Raw genomic sequence first — 18,831 nt, forward strand, 5'->3', positions numbered from 1 at the left:
ACATAATAAAATGTGAAATTAGGAGCGGATATTTTGATTCAAGTAGCCTTACGTGTATATCGATTACAATTGTATACGATCTTTAGTGGTTTACTACTAATGTGGGCGGTTACTCCGTTTGGAAAGCAAGTGACAGGCTTTGGTATCGGTTTAGCAGTAAGCGCATATTGTCTTTGGTTATTAGCTCGCAGAGTTGAGAAACTAGGAAGAAGTATTGTGCTGAAAGAAAAGGCTCCTGGATTAGGAGTTCTAAACCGATTTGCAGCCGCAATATTAGGGGCTATCATTATGTTTGAAATTGAGCATGAAATGGAAATGTGGGCATTTGGTACTGGGATATTAGGTGGACACTTTTTAATGATTGCGAATTTAGCCTATGCAAATATGCAGTTAGTGAAAGAAGAAGAGAAGCAAAGAGACAAGGCTTCTAAAAACATAGAGCTATGATAAAAGGGGCCTAATGAGGTTCCTTTTTTGGTGTTTGAGAATAAATTGCGTAATAGTTCATATAATATGAGCGATTCAATGATGACAATCGAATTAACGACCAAATATAATACGCTTCTTTTTTCGATTTTTCAATAGTACGAAAAATTATTAAAAAAAATTTAAAAACCCATCGATTTCTAAAGCTTTTGTATGTTATTATGACAAAAGACTTTTTGAAAGAGGTGGATATAAATGTTACAAGCGCTCCTTATTTTTGTGCTTCAAATTATTTATGTTCCAGTTTTAACAATCCGTACGATTTTGCTTGTAAAGAATCAAACAAGATCAGCTGCTGGTGTAGGATTGTTAGAAGGAGCAATCTACATTGTAAGTTTAGGTATTGTATTTCAAGATTTGTCAAATTGGATGAATATTGTTGCCTATGTCATTGGCTTTAGTGCGGGACTATTATTAGGCGGTTATATAGAGAATAAATTAGCAATTGGATATATTACCTATCAAGTCAGTTTACTAGACCGTTGCAATGAATTAGTAGATGAATTACGCCACTCTGGATTTGGCGTTACAGTATTTGAAGGTGAAGGGATTAACTCTATACGTTATCGCTTAGATATCGTTGCAAAGCGTTCGAGAGAAAAAGAACTTTTAGAAATTGTTAATGAAATTGCACCGAAAGCGTTTATGTCTTCTTATGAAATCCGCTCATTTAAAGGTGGATATTTAACGAAAGCGATGAAGAAGAGAGCGTTAATGAAGAAGAAAGATCATCATGCATCGTAAGAAAAGGGAGTAGCTGAAAAAGCTGCTCTTTTTTTGTTGGCATTAATCTAAAAGGGAAATGAGGCCCTCACGTATAAAAAGTACTGGTGGAAGAGAAAGAAGGGGGAATGCAAAGTATGGAACAAACAAAAATGCTGAAAGTGAATAAAAGGTGTTGGGACATAGTAGCACCTCATTTTTTTCAAGTAGATTGTTTACCTAAATATGGACCTTATACGGCATCAGAAGATGAAATTCATTTATTTGATTTAATTGAGAATAAAACGGTTCTAGATATCGGATGTGGTAGTGGACATTCGTTGCAATATATGGTGGAAAATGGGGCAGAGGAATTATGGGCCTTGATCTTTCGAGTACGCAAATTGAAACAGCAAATGAAACGCTAAAAGATTGGAATCCAAAGTTAATATGTGGTGCGATGGAAGAGGAGTTAAATATTCCAGAAGAACATTTTGATATTGTATATTCCATCTATGCATTAGGATGGACTTCTAATTTAAGAAAAACATTGGAACTTATATATTCGTATGTGAAACCAGGAGGAAGTTTTATTTTTAGCTGGGAGCATCCGGTATATTCAAATTTGCAGTATGGAACAGAAGAAATTGTTTTACGCTCTTCATATCATGAGGAGATTCCTATTACGTTTGAAACATTTAAAGGAGAAGCAGTACAAGCGACATTATATAAGAGAAAAATGAGTACGTACATAAATGAGTTAAATAGAGCTGGATTTACAATTGAGAGAATAGAAGAGCCTGAACCATCTTGTGTATTTGATGGAGAAGTAGCAGAGTCGTCTACGAAGTACTATTCTTTATATAAAGCTAGAATGGTGCCGACGACGTTTATTATTAAAGCGAGAAAATGAAAAATACAGCGTACACCGAAAAAGTGTACGCTGTATTTTGTTAAAGGTCAGTACTTATCTTTTTGGCTGAAAAATATGCTGAAAGAAGTATTTGTGATGTAAGTTATCTACAACTTTATTTGCTTGATATGTGCGGTGTTGTTCTAGTCGAAGTCTTTGCTCCATCATTTTTATTGCGTGATCTGATAAACGTAACATTGTACCAGTCTCCTTTTCTATAAATATAGGTTTTTAATTGGTATCGTTCCCATATTTATAACTAAGGAGGCATACTGTGTAACATAGGCAAAAAGCACCTTCCTCTCCCATTACGCTTACGAGGTTAGCTGTCGGACTCGGGAAGTGAGAGTGTCCCTACTTAAAAAAGATTCGCCCCAAGTAGCAAAAAGCTACATAAGTGGTTCCCCCGCTCCAAAATTTGGACTCAGCAAAAGGTTTTATAAAGTAAAAAATAACATAAATAAACAATTAAGTCAAACTATTTAGTGTTTTCTGTTTTTTTTTGAGCTGCGTAAGAATCAGGCCATCAGGTAGTGTTGTAGCTGTTATTTCAATGAAGCTGTGTTTTTTATACAATGCGAGAGCAGGAGTATTTGCTTTACCTGTTTGTACAATGTATGTCATTGAAGAAGGGAACATGTTAAATATATAAAGTAGCAGTTTCGTTGCGATTCCTTTTTGAAAAAAATCGGGCGATACAACTAATCTGTGGATATCGATTAGTTCTTCTTCTTGTATAAAAGAAATAAAGCCGACGAGTTTATTTTCAGAGAAATATCCATAGAATGTTTCATCACAATTTTGAATATCGTTTACAGTATCATATAAACGAGGTATTGCAGTACTGTTTAAAAAGTCTGCTTCAATTTTATAAGCTGGAATTTGAACCTTTAAAATGGATGTTGCTACTTCATAAGAAGTGGGAAGTAATTTAAGAATCATAGATAATAACGCCTCCTTTAAATGTGCTATATTACTATAATTGATTTATGGGTAAGTTTGACAATGTTTTTCTTTTTTGCATATAATATATGTATCTCCATACATAAAATATTCGTAGGTGTATTTCTATAGTAGAATATGGTTAGCGTTGATAAATACGTAATCTTATATAAGAGTTTAGTTACTCTTGTATTTGATAATACAAACTATAATAGAAATGGAGGACTAAAGATGGGATGGATTATCACATTAATAGTGGGTGCTATTATAGGTATAATTGCTAGTTCTATAACGGGTAAAAACTTTCCGGCTGGTATGTTTGGAAATATAATTGCTGGTTTACTAGGAGCTTGGTTAGGTAGTAGATTATTTGGATCTTTTGGGCCATCATTTGGTGGGATTCATGTCGTACCAGCATTATTAGGGGCAATTGTGTTAATTCTTATTGTATCATTTGTAGTAAAAGCTGCAAGAAAATAAAAGCTATTACTAATTATTTTATAAAGCCCTTTTTAGGGCTTTTCCTAATTAGAGAGGTGGTACACTTGGAGAAAGTAAATATAAGAAAAAGAGATAAGTTGAAAAAGTTTTTTAAAGAACAAAATTATTTAGCTGTACTACTTGGATTCGCGTTGCTGTTTGTAAATATACTATTACTTACAAAAATATCATTCGTCTTTACACCGTTCGTCGTATTTTTAAAAACAATCTTTTTCCCAGTATTATTAGCGGGAGTACTATTTTATATATTGCATCCATTCGTTTCTCTTTTAGAAAGAAAAGGTGTTTCGAGAATTGTGTCAATTGCCTCGATATATATACTGGTTCTTGGATTATTTGTTTTTCTTGCGGTGACGGTTATTCCAATTATTAAAGATCAAGTTAATACCTTGATAGATAACTTGCCATATTTCGGTCATGAAATCGAAAGGGCAGCACGCAAATTTGGAGAAAGTAATGTAATTGGTAGAATGCAGGAAAGTTTAAATATTGATGTTGCTAATATCGTAAAAGATTCTACAATGAACTTTACAAAATCATTATCATCAGTAACAGGAAATGTAACTGGATTTTTAAGTACACTTACTGAAGTTGTTTTAACATTTGTAATGGTTCCATTTATTTTGTTCTATCTTTTAAAAGATGGTGAGCAATTACCGAATCATTTTTTAAAGTTTATATCTGAGCAAAGACGACCAGCTGCGAAGAGAATACTAGATGATATGCATTATGCGATTAGTTCGTATATTAGAGGTCAAATTATTGTTAGTCTATTTATCGGTATTATGCTATTCATTGGTTATCTAATAATCGGCATTAAATACGCTGTATTACTTGCTATTTTGGCGATGATTGTAAACGTTGTTCCGTATGTAGGGCCAATTATCGCTATAACGCCAGCGTTAATTATCGCTTTTATTGATTCGCCAGCAATGATTTTAAAAGTAATTATTGTCATGATGGTTGTACAATTAGCAGAGGGGAAATTTATTTCACCACAAGTAATGGGCAAAAAGTTAGATATTCATCCAATTACTATCATTTTTATTATTTTAACTGCCGGAAATTTATTTGGAATTATGGGGGTTATTTTAGCAATTCCAGGATATGCGATATTAAAAGTGTTAGTTACGCACAGTTATAGATTTATAAAATTAAATACGTAAAAAAGAGCTAAGACAGATGGATTCTGTTTTAGCTCTTTTTCATTAACAATTGATTTGCATATTGGCGTGCCCACTGATCAGCTTCTAATATAGCGTCTAAAGAAGGGTTTTTTACGTTATGATGAGCCTCAACGGTTTTGTAAATCGTCTTTTCGATATCGAAAAATGCAATTTCATTTTTAAGAAATAGTGCATTTGCAATTTCGTTCGCTGCATTTAATACAGCTGGAGTTGTACCGCCAATTTTGCCACATTCATATGCGTATTGTAGACATGGGAACTTCTCTAAATCTGGTTTTTCAAAATGTAAACTACCGATTTCTAATAAGTTTAATTTTTCATAGGCAGAAGGTAATCGAGTAGGGTAGTGGAACCGCATATTGAATCGGCATTCTCATATCAGGAGCACCGAGTTGTGCCATGACTGATCCGTCAATAAACTCTACTAAGGAATGAATAATGCTTTCTTTATGAATCATGACATCAATTTTGTCGTAAGGAATATCAAATAGCCATCTAGCTTCCATCACTTCAAAGCCTTTATTCATTAATGTAGCAGAGTCAATCGTTAGTCTTGCGCCCATTAACCAGTTTGGGTGTTTTAAAGCATCTTTTGTTTGTAATGTGTTCATTTCTTCACGTGTTTTATCACGAAAAGCGCCGCCAGAAGCTGTAACAATTAATTTTTCAATTTCTTTATTATTTTCTCCGTTTAAACATTGGAAGATAGCTGAATGTTCGCTATCAACTGGAATTAATCGGCACTCGTTTTGTGTCGCTAATTCGGTTACGATGTGTCCAGCCGCAACTAATGTTTCTTTATTAGCAATGGCAATATCTTTCTTCGCTTTTAATGCTTCAATTGTTGGGAGTAATCCTGAAACACCGACAACTGAACTTAATACAAGATTTGTATCAGTATGAGTAGTTACTTCAATTAACCCATCAGTTCCATATGTAATTTTCGTATTTGTAGAAATGCGCGTACGAAGTGTGTCCGCTAATTCTTTTGTCGCAACGCTTACAATACGAGGCTGAAACGTTTCGATTTGTTTTTCGAGCAGGTCAATATTATAATTTGCGGTTAAACCGACAATTTGAAAATGTTCTGGATGAGCTGAAACTACATCTAATGCAGATGTACCAATTGAACCTGTAGAGCCTAAAATTGATATGTATTTTACCATAAAAAAACCTCCAAAGCTGTTTCGATTATTTCTGCAAACCTATATAGTATTAGACAATTAAAGTGGAAATTCCTGCTATGTAAAATGGAAAATATATGTTTATTTGAAATGCGAATGTGATAAAATGTAAAAAATAACTAAAAAGCAATGAAAGAGAAGAGTACATATTCAAAACTTTTCAGAGAGCTGATATGTGGTGGGAATCAGTAAGGGATGAATATGGAATGGGCTCTGGAGCTTCTAGCTGAAATGAGTAGGCGAAGACGGTTACTTCACGTTAAGAAGTTGAAGTGAGCTATAATATAGCTAATTAAGGTGGTACCGCGGGAGTCTCTCGTCCTTTTTAAGGATGAGGGGCTCTTTTTGTTTTTTATTTTGAGAAAGGAGGAGTTAGGATGAGTGAAAAAATTATGTTAACAGGAATTAAGCCGACAGGATATCCGCATTTAGGAAATTATATTGGAGCGATTAAACCTGCATTACAAATGTCAAAGAATAATGAAGGAAAAGCATTGTATTTTATAGCTGACTATCATGCATTAAATGCTGTGCATGATCCAAAGAAGTTTAGTAGTTATACGAAAGAGGTAGCTGCTACTTGGTTATCACTCGGACTTGGAGAAGATGTTATTTTCTATCGACAAACAGAAGTGCCGGAGATTTTAGAATTAGCGTGGATATTAGCTTGCCTAACTCCGAAAGGACTTATGAATCGTGCTCATGCGTATAAGGCGAAGGTAGAACAAAATAAAGAAGCGGGATTAGAGATAGATGCTGGAGTGAATATGGGATTATATACGTATCCGATTTTAATGGCGGCGGATATTTTATTATTTCAAGCAACTCATGTACCTGTCGGAAAGGATCAAATCCAGCATATTGAAATTGCTCGTGATATTGCGACGTATTTTAATCATACATTTGGCATGACATTTACGCTTCCAAAGTATGTGATACAAGAAGAAGGAGCGATTTTACCTGGTCTTGATGGAAGAAAGATGAGTAAAAGTTACGGGAATGTTATCCCGCTTTTTGCAGAGCGAGAAAAACTCCGAAAGTTAATATTTAAAATAAAAACAGATTCGTCACTTCCGAATGAACCGAAAGAACTTGAAACGTTATTTATGATTTATAAAGAATTTGCGACAGAAGATGAAATTCAGTCGATGCGTGAAAAGTATGAGACCGGAATTGGTTGGGGTGATGTGAAAAAAGAGTTATTCCGCGTTGTAGACCGTGAGTTAGCGGACTCTCGCGGAAAATACGTTAAGTATATGAATGAGCCTCATTTATTATATGAGGCGTTAGAAAAAGGTGCTGAGAAGGCACGAGCTATTGCGAGGGTGAATTTAGCGGAAATAAAAAAACGGATTGGATTTGAGAGGGAACGTTAAGCGTTCCCTTGTTTTTGTTGGAAATCTGCAATAATCCTCTCAATAACAGGAGGAAGATTGCTAGGCAACTCATCAAGCGGAAAGAAGCGTAATTCTCTTGATTCAGTTTGATCACATATAAGCTCACCTTGAAATTCACGGCAAATATAAATAACAAGTACACCATGTACTTGATCGCCGTTTGGATAGATTTGAAAGAAATCGGGTCCTGAGTATGTACGGAATAGTTCTGGATTTCTAATGATAAGTCCAGTTTCTTCAAATACTTCGCGCTTTAAAGCGTCTTCTAACGTCTCGCTATATTCTAAGGCGCCGCCAATAATACCCCAGCGGTTAAAATCTGTACGGAGCTGCAGTAATATTTCATTTTTCTCATTTAATATAATGGCGTGTGATCCAATTAAAATGAGTGGGTGATTTCCTACTAGATTTCTTACGTCTTCAATATAGCCCATATTTGTTCTCCTTATTTTTAATAATAGTTAGGAAGTTCTTTTAACATTCTTTCTGTTTTATGTGCTGTAAAGGCTAGGTTATGATCATCTTTTGTTCTAAAGAATAATGTGCGTAAAAAGGTTTTAATGTTGGCACATAAAATACAATACTCATTAAGCGAAAGGCGTTTTCTAATTTGAGGAAGCCTTTTTATTTTTTTTTGAATAATTGAAATTAACTCATCTTGCGAGAAATCATGATACAGCATTGATAGTAACGGAGTAACAATGCGTTCATCTTCATTATTATGAAAAAGATCAGATGGAATAAAAATTTTATTTAATAAACAGTGAATTAATTCTTCATACCACTCAAAGGTCGTATAGGAATTGTGAACAATTTCAGTAAAGGCATCAGATACGTGGGCGATACAATGAGCCCAACCTTTATTTTCAATATAGCCTCGAAAATCCATTTCTAAGTTTGTATATGTAATGATTTTATTTTTTATTTCCTCGATATCCTCCTCTGTAAAAAAGTAGTGCGAGTTGGCGAATTGGAGTATTAACGCAATTAAAGAAACAGTGTAAGAACGTGTGAAAACTCCATCTGTATGTGGGGAGTAAATGTTACAATATAAATACTCATCACTTAAACAAGTTTGTAGAAGTAATTTCAGTTGATCGTCCATAAGGAATTCATGATGAATAAAATGCGTAAAACATTTATATATAAGTTGGTAACGAACGTAACTATCAGTCGTTCCGATATTTCGAAGTATATTCGTTGTTAACTCATTTATATCTATATGTTGCAGTTGCGTATAGTCATTTTGTTGTATAAGCTCTAACTGTTGTTGCAGCGCTGTAATATCCAATGGAGAACCTCCCCCGCACTTTAAAGATGCGATCTTTTCTAGTATTCTATATATTCAAGGACAATCCTGCTCATGCAAGGAGAACCATTAGAAATTCGAGTATGACATAGATGAGGGAAGAATATGACGACTATAGAACAGTTAGAAAAACATTTTAAAATAAGAAGAAGTGCTTCTTCTATAATGATAAAAGAAAATAATGCAGAGGTTTTTACAGAAGAGCAATTAGAAGAGATGATGCAATATTGCGTTGCTGAGGCTGAAAAAGATGGATTAGAAAAACTACATTTTGAAATCTCTTCAAAAAGCCCAAATTATGATGTGTATAAGAAATACTTCGTAACGTATTCATTTGAATTTATTGCTGAGAACATTATTGTGTTTAAAGATATACATGAAGTCGATGATATAGAAAGTGAAATTGATTTTAAACTTATTGAAGAGATAGGCGAAGACGCTTTTTATTCACTGTGGAATGAAGTGATGGGAGAACAAATCGATTATGATCAATTTGTAAATTTGATGGAACAAGAAATTGGTGGACAATGGAAAGAACATTGTTTAACAGCTGTTGCAAATGAAGAGCCGATAGGAATTGTCATCCCATATATTGAAAGAGGTACGTTAGAAGAAGGGAAACTTATGTATTTCGCAGTCGCTCCAAATATGCGAAATAAGGGGTATGAAGCAGCATTATTTATAGGGGCGATGTTTGTCTTAAAGGAAATAGGCGCATCTTATTATATTGGCGAGACGAATGTACAAAATGAGTGGATGAAGGATATTTTTGAAAAGAACGGATGTCAGCTGCTGAGTTCTGCCGAGCGATATGTGAGGAAGTTTTAGGAGAATGAATGATGTATACTCTGGAACTCATTTAGCGGGAAATCCGTGTACAAATTTTGAACAAGTAAAGGGAATTTTTGCATGTTTGTAAGATAAAAAGAAAAAACGAAACGACAAAGTATACTTTCCTATAATACAATAGAGAAGGATTAGACTATACGAAGAAAGCGTTGGTGAAAGAATGGAGCAGCAAAGAAATTGGCTACAAGCAACTGTAGAACGAAATGAAGATAATAAGTTACATATAAAGTGGGAAAATAATATAGAAGAAGTTCGCATTTATTGGAGTACTTCACCAGATCATATTGAGGAAAATGGAGAATTACTTGCAACGGTAAATGGAGAATCATCATATACAATTGAAAATCTAAGTGAAAATGAGCGTCCATATTTTAGACTAGTAGCAAGTAATGGACAAGTAGTGACAGTAGCTGAGCGTAGATTACCATTACAAGGAGCGTTTAACTTCCGTGATATGGGAGGTTATGAAACGACTGAAGGCCGTAAAGTAAAATGGGGCAAGTTGTACCGTTCTGAAGAATTAGCAGGACTAACGGAGTGGGATATCGAGTATTTAAAAAAGTCTGGCTTAAAGTTAATTTGTGATTACCGTACAGACTTTGAAGTGAAACATAAGCCGAACCCAGAGATTACAGGTGCTCGTCAAGTGTGCTTACCAGTTATGCAAGACTTGGCGAAGGACTTAAATATAAATGAATTTTTCCAAGTTGGTGACCTTTCTATGTTAGGGAAACCAGGTGAGTACCTTGTGAAAATGAATCAAGATTTCGTAAGTGGTAATGAAGCATTCGTGAGCTTCTTAAAACTCGCGCAAAACCCGGAAAACTTACCATTAGTAAACCACTGTACAGCTGGAAAAGACCGTACTGGATTTGGTTCAGCACTATTATTACTTCTATTAGGTGTGCCGGAAAAAACAGTAATGGAAGACTATTTATTAAGTAACGGTTTCCGTGAGAAGTTAAACGAAAAAATGATGGCATTTTTAGGTGCGAAATTACAAAACGATGAAAGTAGAGCGATATTAGGTGCAATGTTTGAAGCGCGTGCTGGGTATTTACAAGCTGCGATTGATGAAGTTAAAAAGCAATATGGTTCAGTTGAAGCGTATGCTGAAAAGGCTCTTGGCTTTACGAAAGAATCGTTAGAGGAAATGAAAGTATTATTGTTAGAAGATAAATAATGAGGAGGGAGGCTGATTGGATTAGCCTCCTTTTATTATTGTTGCTATAATTAAGCTATGAGAATATAGGAATTGAGGAGAACATCATGAAATACAAAGTAATATTATTCGACGTAGATGATACATTATTAGATTTCCCTGAAACGGAAAGAAACGCATTACATAACGCGTTTGTACAGTTTGGCATGCCTACAGGGTATAATGATTATCTTGCAAGTTATAAAGAGATTAGTAATGGATTATGGAGAGATTTAGAGAATAAAATGATTACGCTAAGTGAATTAGCGGTAGATCGATTTAGACAATTATTTGCTCTTCATAATATAGAAGTAGACGCGCAGCAATTTAGTGATGTATACCTTGAAAACTTAGGAAAAGAAGTACATCTTATAGAAGGTGCAGTGCAATTATGTGAGAATCTTCAAGATTGCAAGTTAGGTATTATTACGAACGGATATACAAAAGTACAACAATCTAGAATTGGAAATTCGCCTTTATGTAACTTCTTTGATCATATTATTATTTCAGAAGAAGTTGGCCATCAAAAACCGGCACGTGAGATTTTTGATTATGCATTTGAAAAGCTTGGGATTACGGATAAATCAAGTGTACTAATGGTTGGAGATTCGCTAACTTCTGATATGAAAGGCGGAGAAGATTACGGTATTGATACGTGTTGGTATAATCCGAATGTAAAAGAGAATACGACAAGTGTTAAGCCGACTTATGAAGTGGAGAGTCTGCTGCAAATTTTAGAAATTGTGGAAGTGGCGGAAGAAAAGGTAGCCTCATTTTAATTATGTTGATATTTGTCGATAAGTTGATATTCTTTGTCGAATCGTCGATATATCGAAAAAATCGTTGATATATTTTGAGTTACGGTAGATATATTGGAAAAATCGTTGATATAATTTGAGTTGCGGTCAATTTATAGGTATGAACTGTGTAACAACTAGAGGTGAGTGAAAGATGTTAACGTTTTTATTTGAGTTAGACAAGGCTATTCCGCAGAAGGATGAGCCACGGTATGTTGCTTATACTAAGGGCTTTATTGAAGGGGATTTAACAATTTGTGTGGGTGACAGAGTACTTTTTCAGAAGTCATGCATGAAGGTCGCAGAGCTCGGCATTTATTTAGGACAGTGGATGGAACAAGTGCAACACGGGCAGAACGTACATATGAATTATGAAACGATTGAACGTGATGAGATAATTCTTGGCTTCTTTTATGAAGAGGACGATCAGTGGAGGATTTCTTCCAGTTGGCAACAATTTGAACTTCAGGAGCGTATCTCTACTACAACATTAGTAGAGAGCGTTCAACGCTATTTATATGAGCTAAACAAGGAACTGTGCGCGATAGAATATCCTGTGACGTTTGATCAGTACTTAAGAGGAGAGCGAATGATGCAGCTTTCTTACAAACGACTGTGTGATAGTAAAGCGGACATGAAGCCAATAGAGGTTTACAATGGAAGTAAACAAGTAGGCGTAGTACGGGGCTATTATAAAAATACGTTGATGAAAGTACTAGACTTCATTCCAAAAGTTGGTAGCAATATCATTTATGAAATAAAGGATAGTAAGGACAATATTCGCGTCATTGCAAAGGATATAAGTAGGCAGCGTCAAAGAAGGATTTTAGTAACGTACATCGATAATAATGATGCAGAGCATGAAATAATTGTATGTGACGGAAAGTTATTAGATGCAAATTTCTTATTTACCTTTACATATAAGAGAGAAGAATATGTTGTTCACAAAACTTCACTTGGGCTTGGAAAGTTATTACGAAAGGGCTATGTAATCGCAGATTGGAATATTCGTCTTGAGGAAGATATGTATTGCATCGAGATGAATGTGTATGATGAGGATTATATAGAGGATCAATACTTACTGTTAGGCGTATTTCATGCTGTTTTGTATGGGTGATAAAGTGAAACTTTAATCAGTGGGGGTTTTGTTCATCCCCCACTGATTATTAGCCCACACCAATCGGGCGTTTACGGGCAAGCAGGGCTTCAACCTAACTTCTTCGCTCCAGCTGAATTTTGAGGTGGGAGTCTTACTGCCAGCAAATAGCGGGATAAATGAGAAATACCGGTATTCTTCATGGGAAGGGTGCCGGTATTTTTATGTAATTCTGGCGATTTTGTGTCCTTAATTAATCCTCAAAAATAAATATCTCATCAATCGTACTATGCAGTGCCTTCGCTATATCGTGAGCAAGCTGCAATGAAGGATTATATTTTCCTTTTTCGAGATGGCTAATCGTTTCACGACGTACACCAACGCTCTTCGCTAAATCTTCTTGTGTCAAATTCAATTTGGCGCGATATTCTTTTATTTTTGTTAGGAACGCCATGGTGCATCTTCCATTTCATCAACTGGTTTATCGTAAAAGAAAATAGAGAATCCGAATGTAAGAATGAGTGTGCTGAAAATAATAGCGATATCAATTTCTTGTAAAACAGGATTTGGAAATAGCATTTCAATAAACATAATGATAGTGGTAGTTAATAGTGCAACAATGAATGCATTTCGGCACGATTTATTGACAATTTGTTCAAATAGCTCATCATGACGAACTTTTCTATATGTCGTGAAAAAGGAGAAAAAACAGAACATAGTAAACAATCCTTTTTCATAAAAAAATCCGAGAAAACCAAAGAAACCGAGAAATCCTAAATATTTTATCCAAATCGTCTTCATGATTGATGCTCCTTTCGGTGTTAGAAATAAAGTGAAGCTTTAATCAGTGGGGGGCATCCCCCACTGATTATTAGCCCACACCAATCGGGCATTTACGGGCAGTGGATCTCCCACCTAACCTCGTTGCTTTACAGCCAAATTTTGAGGTGGGAGTCTTACTGCGCGTTAATGCGGGATAAATCACTATATGTTATAAATATATCACATGTAGAAATTAATGGTAATAATAGTTTTGTAGTTTGTTTCATAATAATAGTAAAAAAGGTTAAATATTCTGTAAAATAAAAAGGAAAATATCGTAAAATGGATGTAAGGAGGGGAAAAAGAATGATAACTTGGATATTGATTGTATTATTACTTGTAGTAATCACTGTAATTGGAACGATATTAATTGGGCGAAATGGCGATGAAAATTATAGTAAATCAACGAAAGGAAATATTGGAAGGCTTACGATGATTTATATTATATTAGCTGTTGTTTTAATAGTTGGACTAGGGGCTTATATATATTTTAAAGGATAAAATGTATAAGGAAAAAATCGAAAAATTATAAAAATCTAAAAATATAAGTATGCTATAATGCTGATATAGTTAATTGGTAATTAAGGAAAGGATTGGATGTAATGATCGAAATTTTGAATGTGTCAAAAAGTTATAATGGATCTAACTACGCAGTAAAAGATTTAAGTTTATCTGTACCGAGCGGAGAAATCTTTGGGTTTTTAGGACCGAATGGTGCGGGTAAATCAACGACAATTAAGATGATTACTGGTATTCATGGAGTGGACAAAGGAACCATTACAATCAATGGTAAAGATATTATGAAAGATCCGATGGAAGCGAAGAAAACGTTTGGCTATGTTCCAGATAGCCCGGATATGTTTTTGCGATTAAAAGGAATTGAATATTTAAACTTTATGGCTGATATGTATGAAGTACCGAAGGAAGTAAGACAAGAACGAATAGAGTCATTAGCAAAGAAGTTTGATCTTTATAATGCTTTATCTGATCAAATTCAAAGTTATTCACACGGTATGAGACAAAAGATTGTTATTATCGGTGTGCTTGTACATGAGCCGGATGTGTGGATTTTAGATGAACCATTAACAGGGCTTGATCCGAAATCTGCATATATTTTAAAAGAAATGATGAGAGAACATGCAGATAAAGGGAAGATTGTATTTTTCTCTACACACGTATTAGAAGTGGCGGAAAAAATATGTGACCGCGTCGCTATTATTAATAAGGGCAATTTGCAGTTTAAAGGGAATTTAAATGAAATGAGAGATCAGTTTAAATCCAATGAATCACTTGAAAAAATGTTCTTGGAGATGACGGGCAATGAGTAAAATTTGGACGTTAACGAAGGTATTATTGAAATTAAATTATGCAGATTTCATAACAGATAAAAAGAAACGATGGGCTTATTTATTTTCATTTGCAGCAATATTATTTGTAGGTTTTTTAATATTCGGTTCGATGACCCACGGAATGTATGAAGGAATGATACATCTAGGACAGGATCCAGGGATTATTATTGCAATGGGATTAGCTATTGCTAGTATATGGGTATTTTTGATGAGTATTATGAATATTTTAACAGTGTTTTACTATAGTAATGATGTTGAAATGTTACTACCGTTACCGTTAAAACCAGCGCAAATTATTTCGGCAAAGTTCTTTACAGTGTTAATTACACAATACGTAATGAGCTCGTTTATTTTATGGCCTATCTTTATTACTTACGGTTTAAAGAGTGGTGCTTTCATTACATATTACATTTATATGGTTGTCATTTACATATTCTTCCCTATCGTTCCGTTAGTGCTAGCTTCGTTAATTATGACAATTATTATGAGGTATACGAATATAGCGAAAAATAAAGATCGAGGAAGTATATTTATTGGAATCGTAAGTATACTATTTATCGTCGGAATCAATGTATTTATGCAATGGAGAAATAAAAGTGCAGTATCTGGAGCTGGAGATTCAGTTGCGAATTATCTTGTAAATAATCAATCCTCCCTTTTCATACAAATGACAAATTATTTTCCGACTACATATTTTGGTGCAATGGGATTAGTAGAAAATGCATCGTGGAAGGGAATATTATACGTACTAATATACATTCTTATTTCTATCGCGTTTTTCGGGCTGTTTTACTATATTGCAGAGCGTACATATTTGAAAGGAGTTATTGGACTTTCAACGAGTACAGTAAAGAAAGAGGTAATTTCAGCAGAAGGCTTACAGAAATCAACAGTACAAAGTTCACATTTAAAAGCGTATGTGAAAAAAGAATTTAAAACGTTATTCCGCACGCCACAATTTTTCTTAAATTGTATTGTGCAAACTTTCGTTATGCCAATTATGCTGTTCTTTGTTTTATTTGTACAAGATGGAAATTTAAAATGGATTACGGGATATATTGATAATCCAGAATCAGCAGGTTTCGCAATTGGTGTTGGCCTTTGTGCATCCTTATTTTTAATGGGGAGTAACGTTATTGCAACGACGTCATTTTCTCGAGATGGAAGTTCATGGTTTGTGAATCGTTATTTACCAGTAAAAGCTTCGGATATCTTTTTTGCGAAAGTGATAACGGCCTGGTTAATTAATGTAGTCATTTTAGGAGTATTCGGTATTACAATGGCAGTTGTAGCAGGTATTTCGCCAGTCTTCATGATACTTTGGTTCTTACTAAGTGCGAACGGTTTATTGTTAATTAATTTAATCGGTACACGCTGGGATGCACAAACTGCAGATATTCATTGGGATACAGAACAGAAATTATTTAAAAGTCGATATACAACTTTGTGGAATTTTTTAGCTAATATTTTAATAGCTTTAGTTATTGTAGCGGGTGTAAGTGTATTATACTTCTTCCTTCAAGTAGGACTTTGGATTATGTTTATCGTTTTATTTGTAATGTTTACGATTGTAAATTATATCTTTATTAAAATTTTAAAATTAGGCGCTGAGCGTATATTGTCAAATATTAATTAAAAAGGTAGATCCTCTGTATTCGTGCAGGGGATTTATCCATAGATGGAGGAGAAAAGGTGAGGAAAATAGCAATTGTAACAGGGGCAACTCGTCTGAATGGAATTGGTGCAGCTGTATGCAAGGTGCTTGCTCAAAATGGGATAGACATTTTTTTCACGTACTGGCCTCGGTATGATAAAGCGATGCCATGGGGAATGAATGATCAAGAGCCCTTTTTGTTGAAAAAGGAGATTGAGAGTTACGGCGTTCGATGTGAAATGGCAGAAATCAACTTATCGCAGTCTTATTCGCCTAATCGTGTATTGTATATGGTATCAGAACGTTTAGGCGAGCCATCTATTCTTATTAATAATGCCGCTTATTCTACTCATACGAAAATTGAAGAGTTAGATGTAGAACAGCTAGATAAACATTATACGGTTAATGTGCGTGCTACTATGCTATTAAGTTCTTTATTTATAAAACATTATTCACTCAAAACGAGTGGAAGTATTATAAATCTAACTTCAGGGCAGTCATTGGGGCCAATGCCGGATGAACTTGCATACGCAGCAACGAAAGGAGCAATAGAGGCATTTACAAAGTCAGTAGCACCAGTTGCTATGGAGAAGGGGATTACAGTTAATGCTGTGGATCCAGGACCAACGAATACAGGATGGATTACTGAGGAATTACAGCATCATTTAGTATGGAAATTCCCGCAAGGAAGAGTTGGAGAACCGGTGGATGCTGCACGCTTAATTGCTTTTTTAGTAAGTGAAGAAGCGAAGTGGGTTACTGGGCAAGTAATTCATTCGAATGGTGGTTATTCATAAAAATATTATGTTAACAAGTATTGAGAAACAAAAAAATTAGGGATAATTTTATTTTTTTGTATAAATAAAATGTCAAGAAAGATAAAAATTTGATAGGAGAGTATATCGTCATATGAAGATAGCAATTCTTGATATGACAATATACTCTTTTTCTTTTACTACAGAGAAGAAAAATGAAGTAGAAGAAACTCGAATATTAAAATAAGTTTATCGATTTTTGTACGTATTATTATGAAGATTACTGTCGGAAAGATGGTAATTCGTATGAAAAGGGATTTTTTAAGGAGAAATAGAATCGTAAAGGGGAGGATAAATTAAGTAAACATAGGGGGATTTATATGAAAATGAAAAAGGTCGCTATCGCTTCGATAACAATTGGTACATTGCTTACTATGGCAGCTTGTAGTCCTTCGGCAGATAAAGAGACAGAAAAGAAGGAGCAAGTAACGGCACAAAATGAAGGGGAAGCAAAAACAACAAGTGCAGATGAAGCGTCAAAAACAACGAAAGATAGTGAAAAAGACACAAATACTTCTTCGAATGAAAAAACAGATAAGGATGCAAAAAATACAAAGGAATCATCAGGAACAGAAAGTAACAGCAAAACGTCAACTCAAAATCAGAATGGAAAAACGCCAGAAAAAGAAACGACAGGAAAAACGAATGATCAATCAACTAGCGGGAAAACAACAGATCAAAATACAAGTACAAACAATAACGGAAAGACAACGAAAGATCCGAAGAAAAACGTCGCTGTGAAAGCAAGTGTAAAAGAAGTCGTTACATTAATTGAAAGCCTAGATAAGCAATTAGCTGCAAATCCTAAATTAGAAACAGTTAATAAACTTGGAAAACAAATTAATGAGAAGTGGGATGTAATTGAAAAAGATATAGAAGCATCACATCCAACTGAATACAAAACAATTGAACAAAGTTTGTATCCATTAATTATAAGAGCGGAGAAAGAAAAGATAGATGTTAATAAAATGAAGTCATTAACGACGAAAACGAAAAAAGATTTAAATCAGTTATTAACGAAGCTTTCATAGTTTCAAACAAGCCTACTCGTGTGAGTAGGCCTTCTTAGTTTGTTTAGATAGAATATGGGGTTCACCATATTCTATCTAAATCTTTTTAGTTACTGTTCATTTTCGGTGGGTGTTAAGAAATAAAGACTTCATTTGAAAGGAACATCCCAATGATAAAAATAAAACCATTACGGACAATTCACGATGGTAATAGTGACGCTAGCCATTGTTCCAGGAGAATCAAGAAGTGAAGCAGTAACGATTACTGTTCCAGGTCCATTTGCGGATAGAAATACAGCGGTAAAGTTACCTGAAGCATTGGTGATGGTAGCAAGAGGAACCATGAAAGCAAGAGAAGGGTTACTAAATGAAAAGCTGACTACTACCCCTGCAGCAGGACTACCGTTTACTAATACTTGACCCGAAAAAAATAAAGTATTATTTCCTTGGGTGGATACACACGCTGTGGTTGCGTTAGAAGTTAAGGTAATAGATGCAGGTCCAGCAGGAAGACTAAATCCAGTAGGTCCAGTATTGCCAGTAGGTCCAGTATTACCGGTAGGCCCGGTGTTGCCAGTAGGTCCAGTATTGCCGGTAGGCCCGGTGTTACCAGTAGC

Annotated in this window: 21 protein-coding genes, 2 pseudogenes, 1 riboswitch and 1 other annotated feature; of the genes and pseudogenes, 16 read left to right on the plus strand and 7 right to left on the minus strand. The window is 34.8% G+C overall.

The features are described 5' to 3' along the window. Positions 1-33: 33 nt before the first annotated feature. The 3 genes and pseudogenes from MR071_RS22805 to MR071_RS22815 all read left to right on the plus strand — a co-directional run bounded on the left by MR071_RS22805 (position 34) and on the right by MR071_RS22815 (position 2,101). Positions 34-447 carry an ATP synthase subunit I gene (locus tag MR071_RS22805; RefSeq protein WP_242238077.1) on the plus strand — a complete coding sequence of 138 codons (414 nt, stop codon included), beginning with the start codon at positions 34-36 and terminating at the stop codon, positions 445-447. A gap of 234 nt (positions 448-681) precedes the next feature. Then, complete coding sequence (locus MR071_RS22810) at positions 682-1,230, plus strand: DUF2179 domain-containing protein (protein ID WP_242238078.1); 549 nt, start codon at positions 682-684, stop codon at positions 1,228-1,230. A gap of 116 nt (positions 1,231-1,346) precedes the next feature. Next, positions 1,347-2,101: pseudogene (locus tag MR071_RS22815) on the plus strand (class I SAM-dependent methyltransferase). A gap of 54 nt (positions 2,102-2,155) precedes the next feature. On the opposite strand, the gene MR071_RS22820 reads toward MR071_RS22815, so the two are convergent. Further along, positions 2,156-2,299: a hypothetical protein gene (locus tag MR071_RS22820; RefSeq protein WP_000945246.1), complete on the minus strand. Its 144-nt coding sequence runs from the start codon at positions 2,297-2,299 to the stop codon at positions 2,156-2,158. A 97-nt stretch (positions 2,300-2,396) separates the two neighbouring features. Then, positions 2,397-2,541: riboswitch (cyclic di-AMP (ydaO/yuaA leader) on the minus strand. Between the two features lie 28 nt (positions 2,542-2,569). Further along, entirely contained in the window at positions 2,570-3,043 is a 474-nt protein-coding gene (locus tag MR071_RS22825) for a GNAT family N-acetyltransferase (protein WP_242238079.1), read from the minus strand. A gap of 231 nt (positions 3,044-3,274) precedes the next feature. Between MR071_RS22825 and MR071_RS22830 the strand changes: the two genes are divergently transcribed. Further along, complete coding sequence (locus tag MR071_RS22830; RefSeq protein ID WP_002033357.1) at positions 3,275-3,523, plus strand: GlsB/YeaQ/YmgE family stress response membrane protein; 249 nt, start codon at positions 3,275-3,277, stop codon at positions 3,521-3,523. Between the two features lie 65 nt (positions 3,524-3,588). Further along, on the plus strand, positions 3,589-4,710 hold the full coding sequence (locus MR071_RS22835; RefSeq protein ID WP_142395920.1) for an AI-2E family transporter: 1,122 nt from the start codon (positions 3,589-3,591) through the stop codon (positions 4,708-4,710). 28 nt (positions 4,711-4,738) lie between these two features. Here the strand turns inward: MR071_RS22835 and MR071_RS22840 are convergent. Then, a pseudogene (locus MR071_RS22840) lies at positions 4,739-5,897 on the minus strand (1-deoxy-D-xylulose-5-phosphate reductoisomerase). Between the two features lie 138 nt (positions 5,898-6,035). Beyond that, positions 6,036-6,242 (plus strand) — a binding site (T-box leader). 50 nt (positions 6,243-6,292) lie between these two features. Between MR071_RS22840 and MR071_RS22845 the strand changes: the two are divergent. Beyond that, positions 6,293-7,291: a tryptophan--tRNA ligase gene (locus tag MR071_RS22845; protein ID WP_105587312.1), complete on the plus strand. Its 999-nt coding sequence runs from the start codon at positions 6,293-6,295 to the stop codon at positions 7,289-7,291. On the opposite strand, the gene MR071_RS22850 is transcribed toward MR071_RS22845, so the two are convergent. Then, positions 7,288-7,746, minus strand: coding sequence for an NUDIX hydrolase (locus tag MR071_RS22850; protein ID WP_242238080.1), 459 nt, complete (start codon positions 7,744-7,746; stop codon positions 7,288-7,290). The genes MR071_RS22845 and MR071_RS22850 overlap by 4 nt on opposite strands. A 17-nt stretch (positions 7,747-7,763) precedes the next feature. Then, complete coding sequence (locus MR071_RS22855) at positions 7,764-8,603, minus strand: DUF2785 domain-containing protein (protein WP_242238081.1); 840 nt, start codon at positions 8,601-8,603, stop codon at positions 7,764-7,766. Positions 8,604-8,726: 123 nt separating this feature from the next. On the opposite strand from MR071_RS22855, the gene MR071_RS22860 reads away from it, so the two are divergent. The 4 genes from MR071_RS22860 to MR071_RS22875 all read left to right on the plus strand — a co-directional run bounded on the left by MR071_RS22860 (position 8,727) and on the right by MR071_RS22875 (position 12,585). Further along, positions 8,727-9,449, plus strand: a complete 723-nt coding sequence (locus MR071_RS22860; RefSeq protein WP_242238082.1) for a GNAT family N-acetyltransferase — start codon at positions 8,727-8,729, stop codon at positions 9,447-9,449. A 181-nt stretch (positions 9,450-9,630) separates the two neighbouring features. Continuing rightward, the gene (locus MR071_RS22865) at positions 9,631-10,653 is read left to right on the plus strand and encodes a tyrosine-protein phosphatase (protein ID WP_105587308.1); all 1,023 of its coding nucleotides are present in this window, start codon (positions 9,631-9,633) and stop codon (positions 10,651-10,653) included. Between the two features lie 86 nt (positions 10,654-10,739). Next, complete coding sequence (locus MR071_RS22870) at positions 10,740-11,450, plus strand: YjjG family noncanonical pyrimidine nucleotidase (RefSeq protein WP_105587307.1); 711 nt, start codon at positions 10,740-10,742, stop codon at positions 11,448-11,450. A 172-nt stretch (positions 11,451-11,622) separates the two neighbouring features. Continuing rightward, complete coding sequence (locus MR071_RS22875) at positions 11,623-12,585, plus strand: tubby C-terminal domain-like protein (protein WP_105587306.1); 963 nt, start codon at positions 11,623-11,625, stop codon at positions 12,583-12,585. 232 nt (positions 12,586-12,817) lie between these two features. On the opposite strand, the gene MR071_RS22880 is transcribed toward MR071_RS22875, so the two are convergent. Further along, positions 12,818-13,018, minus strand: a complete 201-nt coding sequence (locus MR071_RS22880) for a helix-turn-helix transcriptional regulator (RefSeq protein ID WP_105587305.1) — start codon at positions 13,016-13,018, stop codon at positions 12,818-12,820. Next, positions 13,006-13,365, minus strand: a complete 360-nt coding sequence (locus MR071_RS22885; RefSeq protein ID WP_105587304.1) for a DUF3796 domain-containing protein — start codon at positions 13,363-13,365, stop codon at positions 13,006-13,008. Before MR071_RS22885 ends, MR071_RS22880 begins: the two co-directional genes overlap by 13 nt. Positions 13,366-13,692: 327 nt before the next feature. Between MR071_RS22885 and MR071_RS22890 the strand changes: the two genes are divergently transcribed. The 6 genes from MR071_RS22890 to MR071_RS22915 all read left to right on the plus strand — a co-directional run bounded on the left by MR071_RS22890 (position 13,693) and on the right by MR071_RS22915 (position 18,634). Beyond that, positions 13,693-13,887 (plus strand): hypothetical protein, encoded by a 195-nt coding sequence (locus MR071_RS22890; protein ID WP_105587303.1) that lies wholly within the window; start codon positions 13,693-13,695, stop codon positions 13,885-13,887. 101 nt (positions 13,888-13,988) lie between these two features. After that, positions 13,989-14,714 carry an ABC transporter ATP-binding protein gene (locus MR071_RS22895; protein WP_242238083.1) on the plus strand — a complete coding sequence of 242 codons (726 nt, stop codon included), beginning with the start codon at positions 13,989-13,991 and terminating at the stop codon, positions 14,712-14,714. Beyond that, positions 14,707-16,371 carry a putative ABC transporter permease subunit gene (locus tag MR071_RS22900; RefSeq protein WP_242238084.1) on the plus strand — a complete coding sequence of 555 codons (1,665 nt, stop codon included), beginning with the start codon at positions 14,707-14,709 and terminating at the stop codon, positions 16,369-16,371. The genes MR071_RS22895 and MR071_RS22900 overlap by 8 nt, the downstream gene beginning before the upstream one ends. Positions 16,372-16,427: 56 nt before the next feature. After that, complete coding sequence (locus MR071_RS22905; protein ID WP_105587300.1) at positions 16,428-17,186, plus strand: SDR family oxidoreductase; 759 nt, start codon at positions 16,428-16,430, stop codon at positions 17,184-17,186. A 338-nt stretch (positions 17,187-17,524) separates the two neighbouring features. Further along, on the plus strand, positions 17,525-18,235 hold the full coding sequence (locus MR071_RS22910) for a hypothetical protein (RefSeq protein ID WP_242238085.1): 711 nt from the start codon (positions 17,525-17,527) through the stop codon (positions 18,233-18,235). Positions 18,236-18,418: 183 nt separating this feature from the next. Next, positions 18,419-18,634: a hypothetical protein gene (locus MR071_RS22915; RefSeq protein WP_242238086.1), complete on the plus strand. Its 216-nt coding sequence runs from the start codon at positions 18,419-18,421 to the stop codon at positions 18,632-18,634. Positions 18,635-18,831 lie beyond the last annotated feature (197 nt).

It is taken from the genome of Bacillus cereus group sp. BfR-BA-01316 (assembly GCF_022664195.1).
In the GTDB taxonomy this organism is placed as follows: Bacteria; Bacillota; Bacilli; order Bacillales; family Bacillaceae_G; genus Bacillus_A.

Bases quoted from the DNA above. Each gene is read 5' to 3' on its own strand.
- MR071_RS22820 (WP_000945246.1), bottom strand. From the start codon at position 2,299: ATGTTACGTTTATCAGATCACGCAATAAAAATGATGGAGCAAAGACTT.
- MR071_RS22875 (WP_105587306.1), top strand. From the start codon at position 11,623: ATGTTAACGTTTTTATTTGAGTTAGACAAGGCTATTCCGCAGAAGGAT.
- MR071_RS22895 (WP_242238083.1), top strand. From the start codon at position 13,989: ATGATCGAAATTTTGAATGTGTCAAAAAGTTATAATGGATCTAACTAC.
- MR071_RS22900 (WP_242238084.1), top strand. From the start codon at position 14,707: ATGAGTAAAATTTGGACGTTAACGAAGGTATTATTGAAATTAAATTAT.
- MR071_RS22915 (WP_242238086.1), top strand. From the start codon at position 18,419: ATGGTAATAGTGACGCTAGCCATTGTTCCAGGAGAATCAAGAAGTGAA.
- MR071_RS22830 (WP_002033357.1), top strand. From the start codon at position 3,275: ATGGGATGGATTATCACATTAATAGTGGGTGCTATTATAGGTATAATT.
- MR071_RS22865 (WP_105587308.1), top strand. From the start codon at position 9,631: ATGGAGCAGCAAAGAAATTGGCTACAAGCAACTGTAGAACGAAATGAA.
- MR071_RS22810 (WP_242238078.1), top strand. From the start codon at position 682: ATGTTACAAGCGCTCCTTATTTTTGTGCTTCAAATTATTTATGTTCCA.
- MR071_RS22825 (WP_242238079.1), bottom strand. From the start codon at position 3,043: ATGATTCTTAAATTACTTCCCACTTCTTATGAAGTAGCAACATCCATT.
- MR071_RS22885 (WP_105587304.1), bottom strand. From the start codon at position 13,365: ATGAAGACGATTTGGATAAAATATTTAGGATTTCTCGGTTTCTTTGGT.
- MR071_RS22850 (WP_242238080.1), bottom strand. From the start codon at position 7,746: ATGGGCTATATTGAAGACGTAAGAAATCTAGTAGGAAATCACCCACTC.
- MR071_RS22890 (WP_105587303.1), top strand. From the start codon at position 13,693: ATGATAACTTGGATATTGATTGTATTATTACTTGTAGTAATCACTGTA.
- MR071_RS22870 (WP_105587307.1), top strand. From the start codon at position 10,740: ATGAAATACAAAGTAATATTATTCGACGTAGATGATACATTATTAGAT.
- MR071_RS22860 (WP_242238082.1), top strand. From the start codon at position 8,727: ATGACGACTATAGAACAGTTAGAAAAACATTTTAAAATAAGAAGAAGT.
- MR071_RS22880 (WP_105587305.1), bottom strand. From the start codon at position 13,018: ATGGCGTTCCTAACAAAAATAAAAGAATATCGCGCCAAATTGAATTTG.
- MR071_RS22910 (WP_242238085.1), top strand. From the start codon at position 17,525: ATGAAAATGAAAAAGGTCGCTATCGCTTCGATAACAATTGGTACATTG.
- MR071_RS22845 (WP_105587312.1), top strand. From the start codon at position 6,293: ATGAGTGAAAAAATTATGTTAACAGGAATTAAGCCGACAGGATATCCG.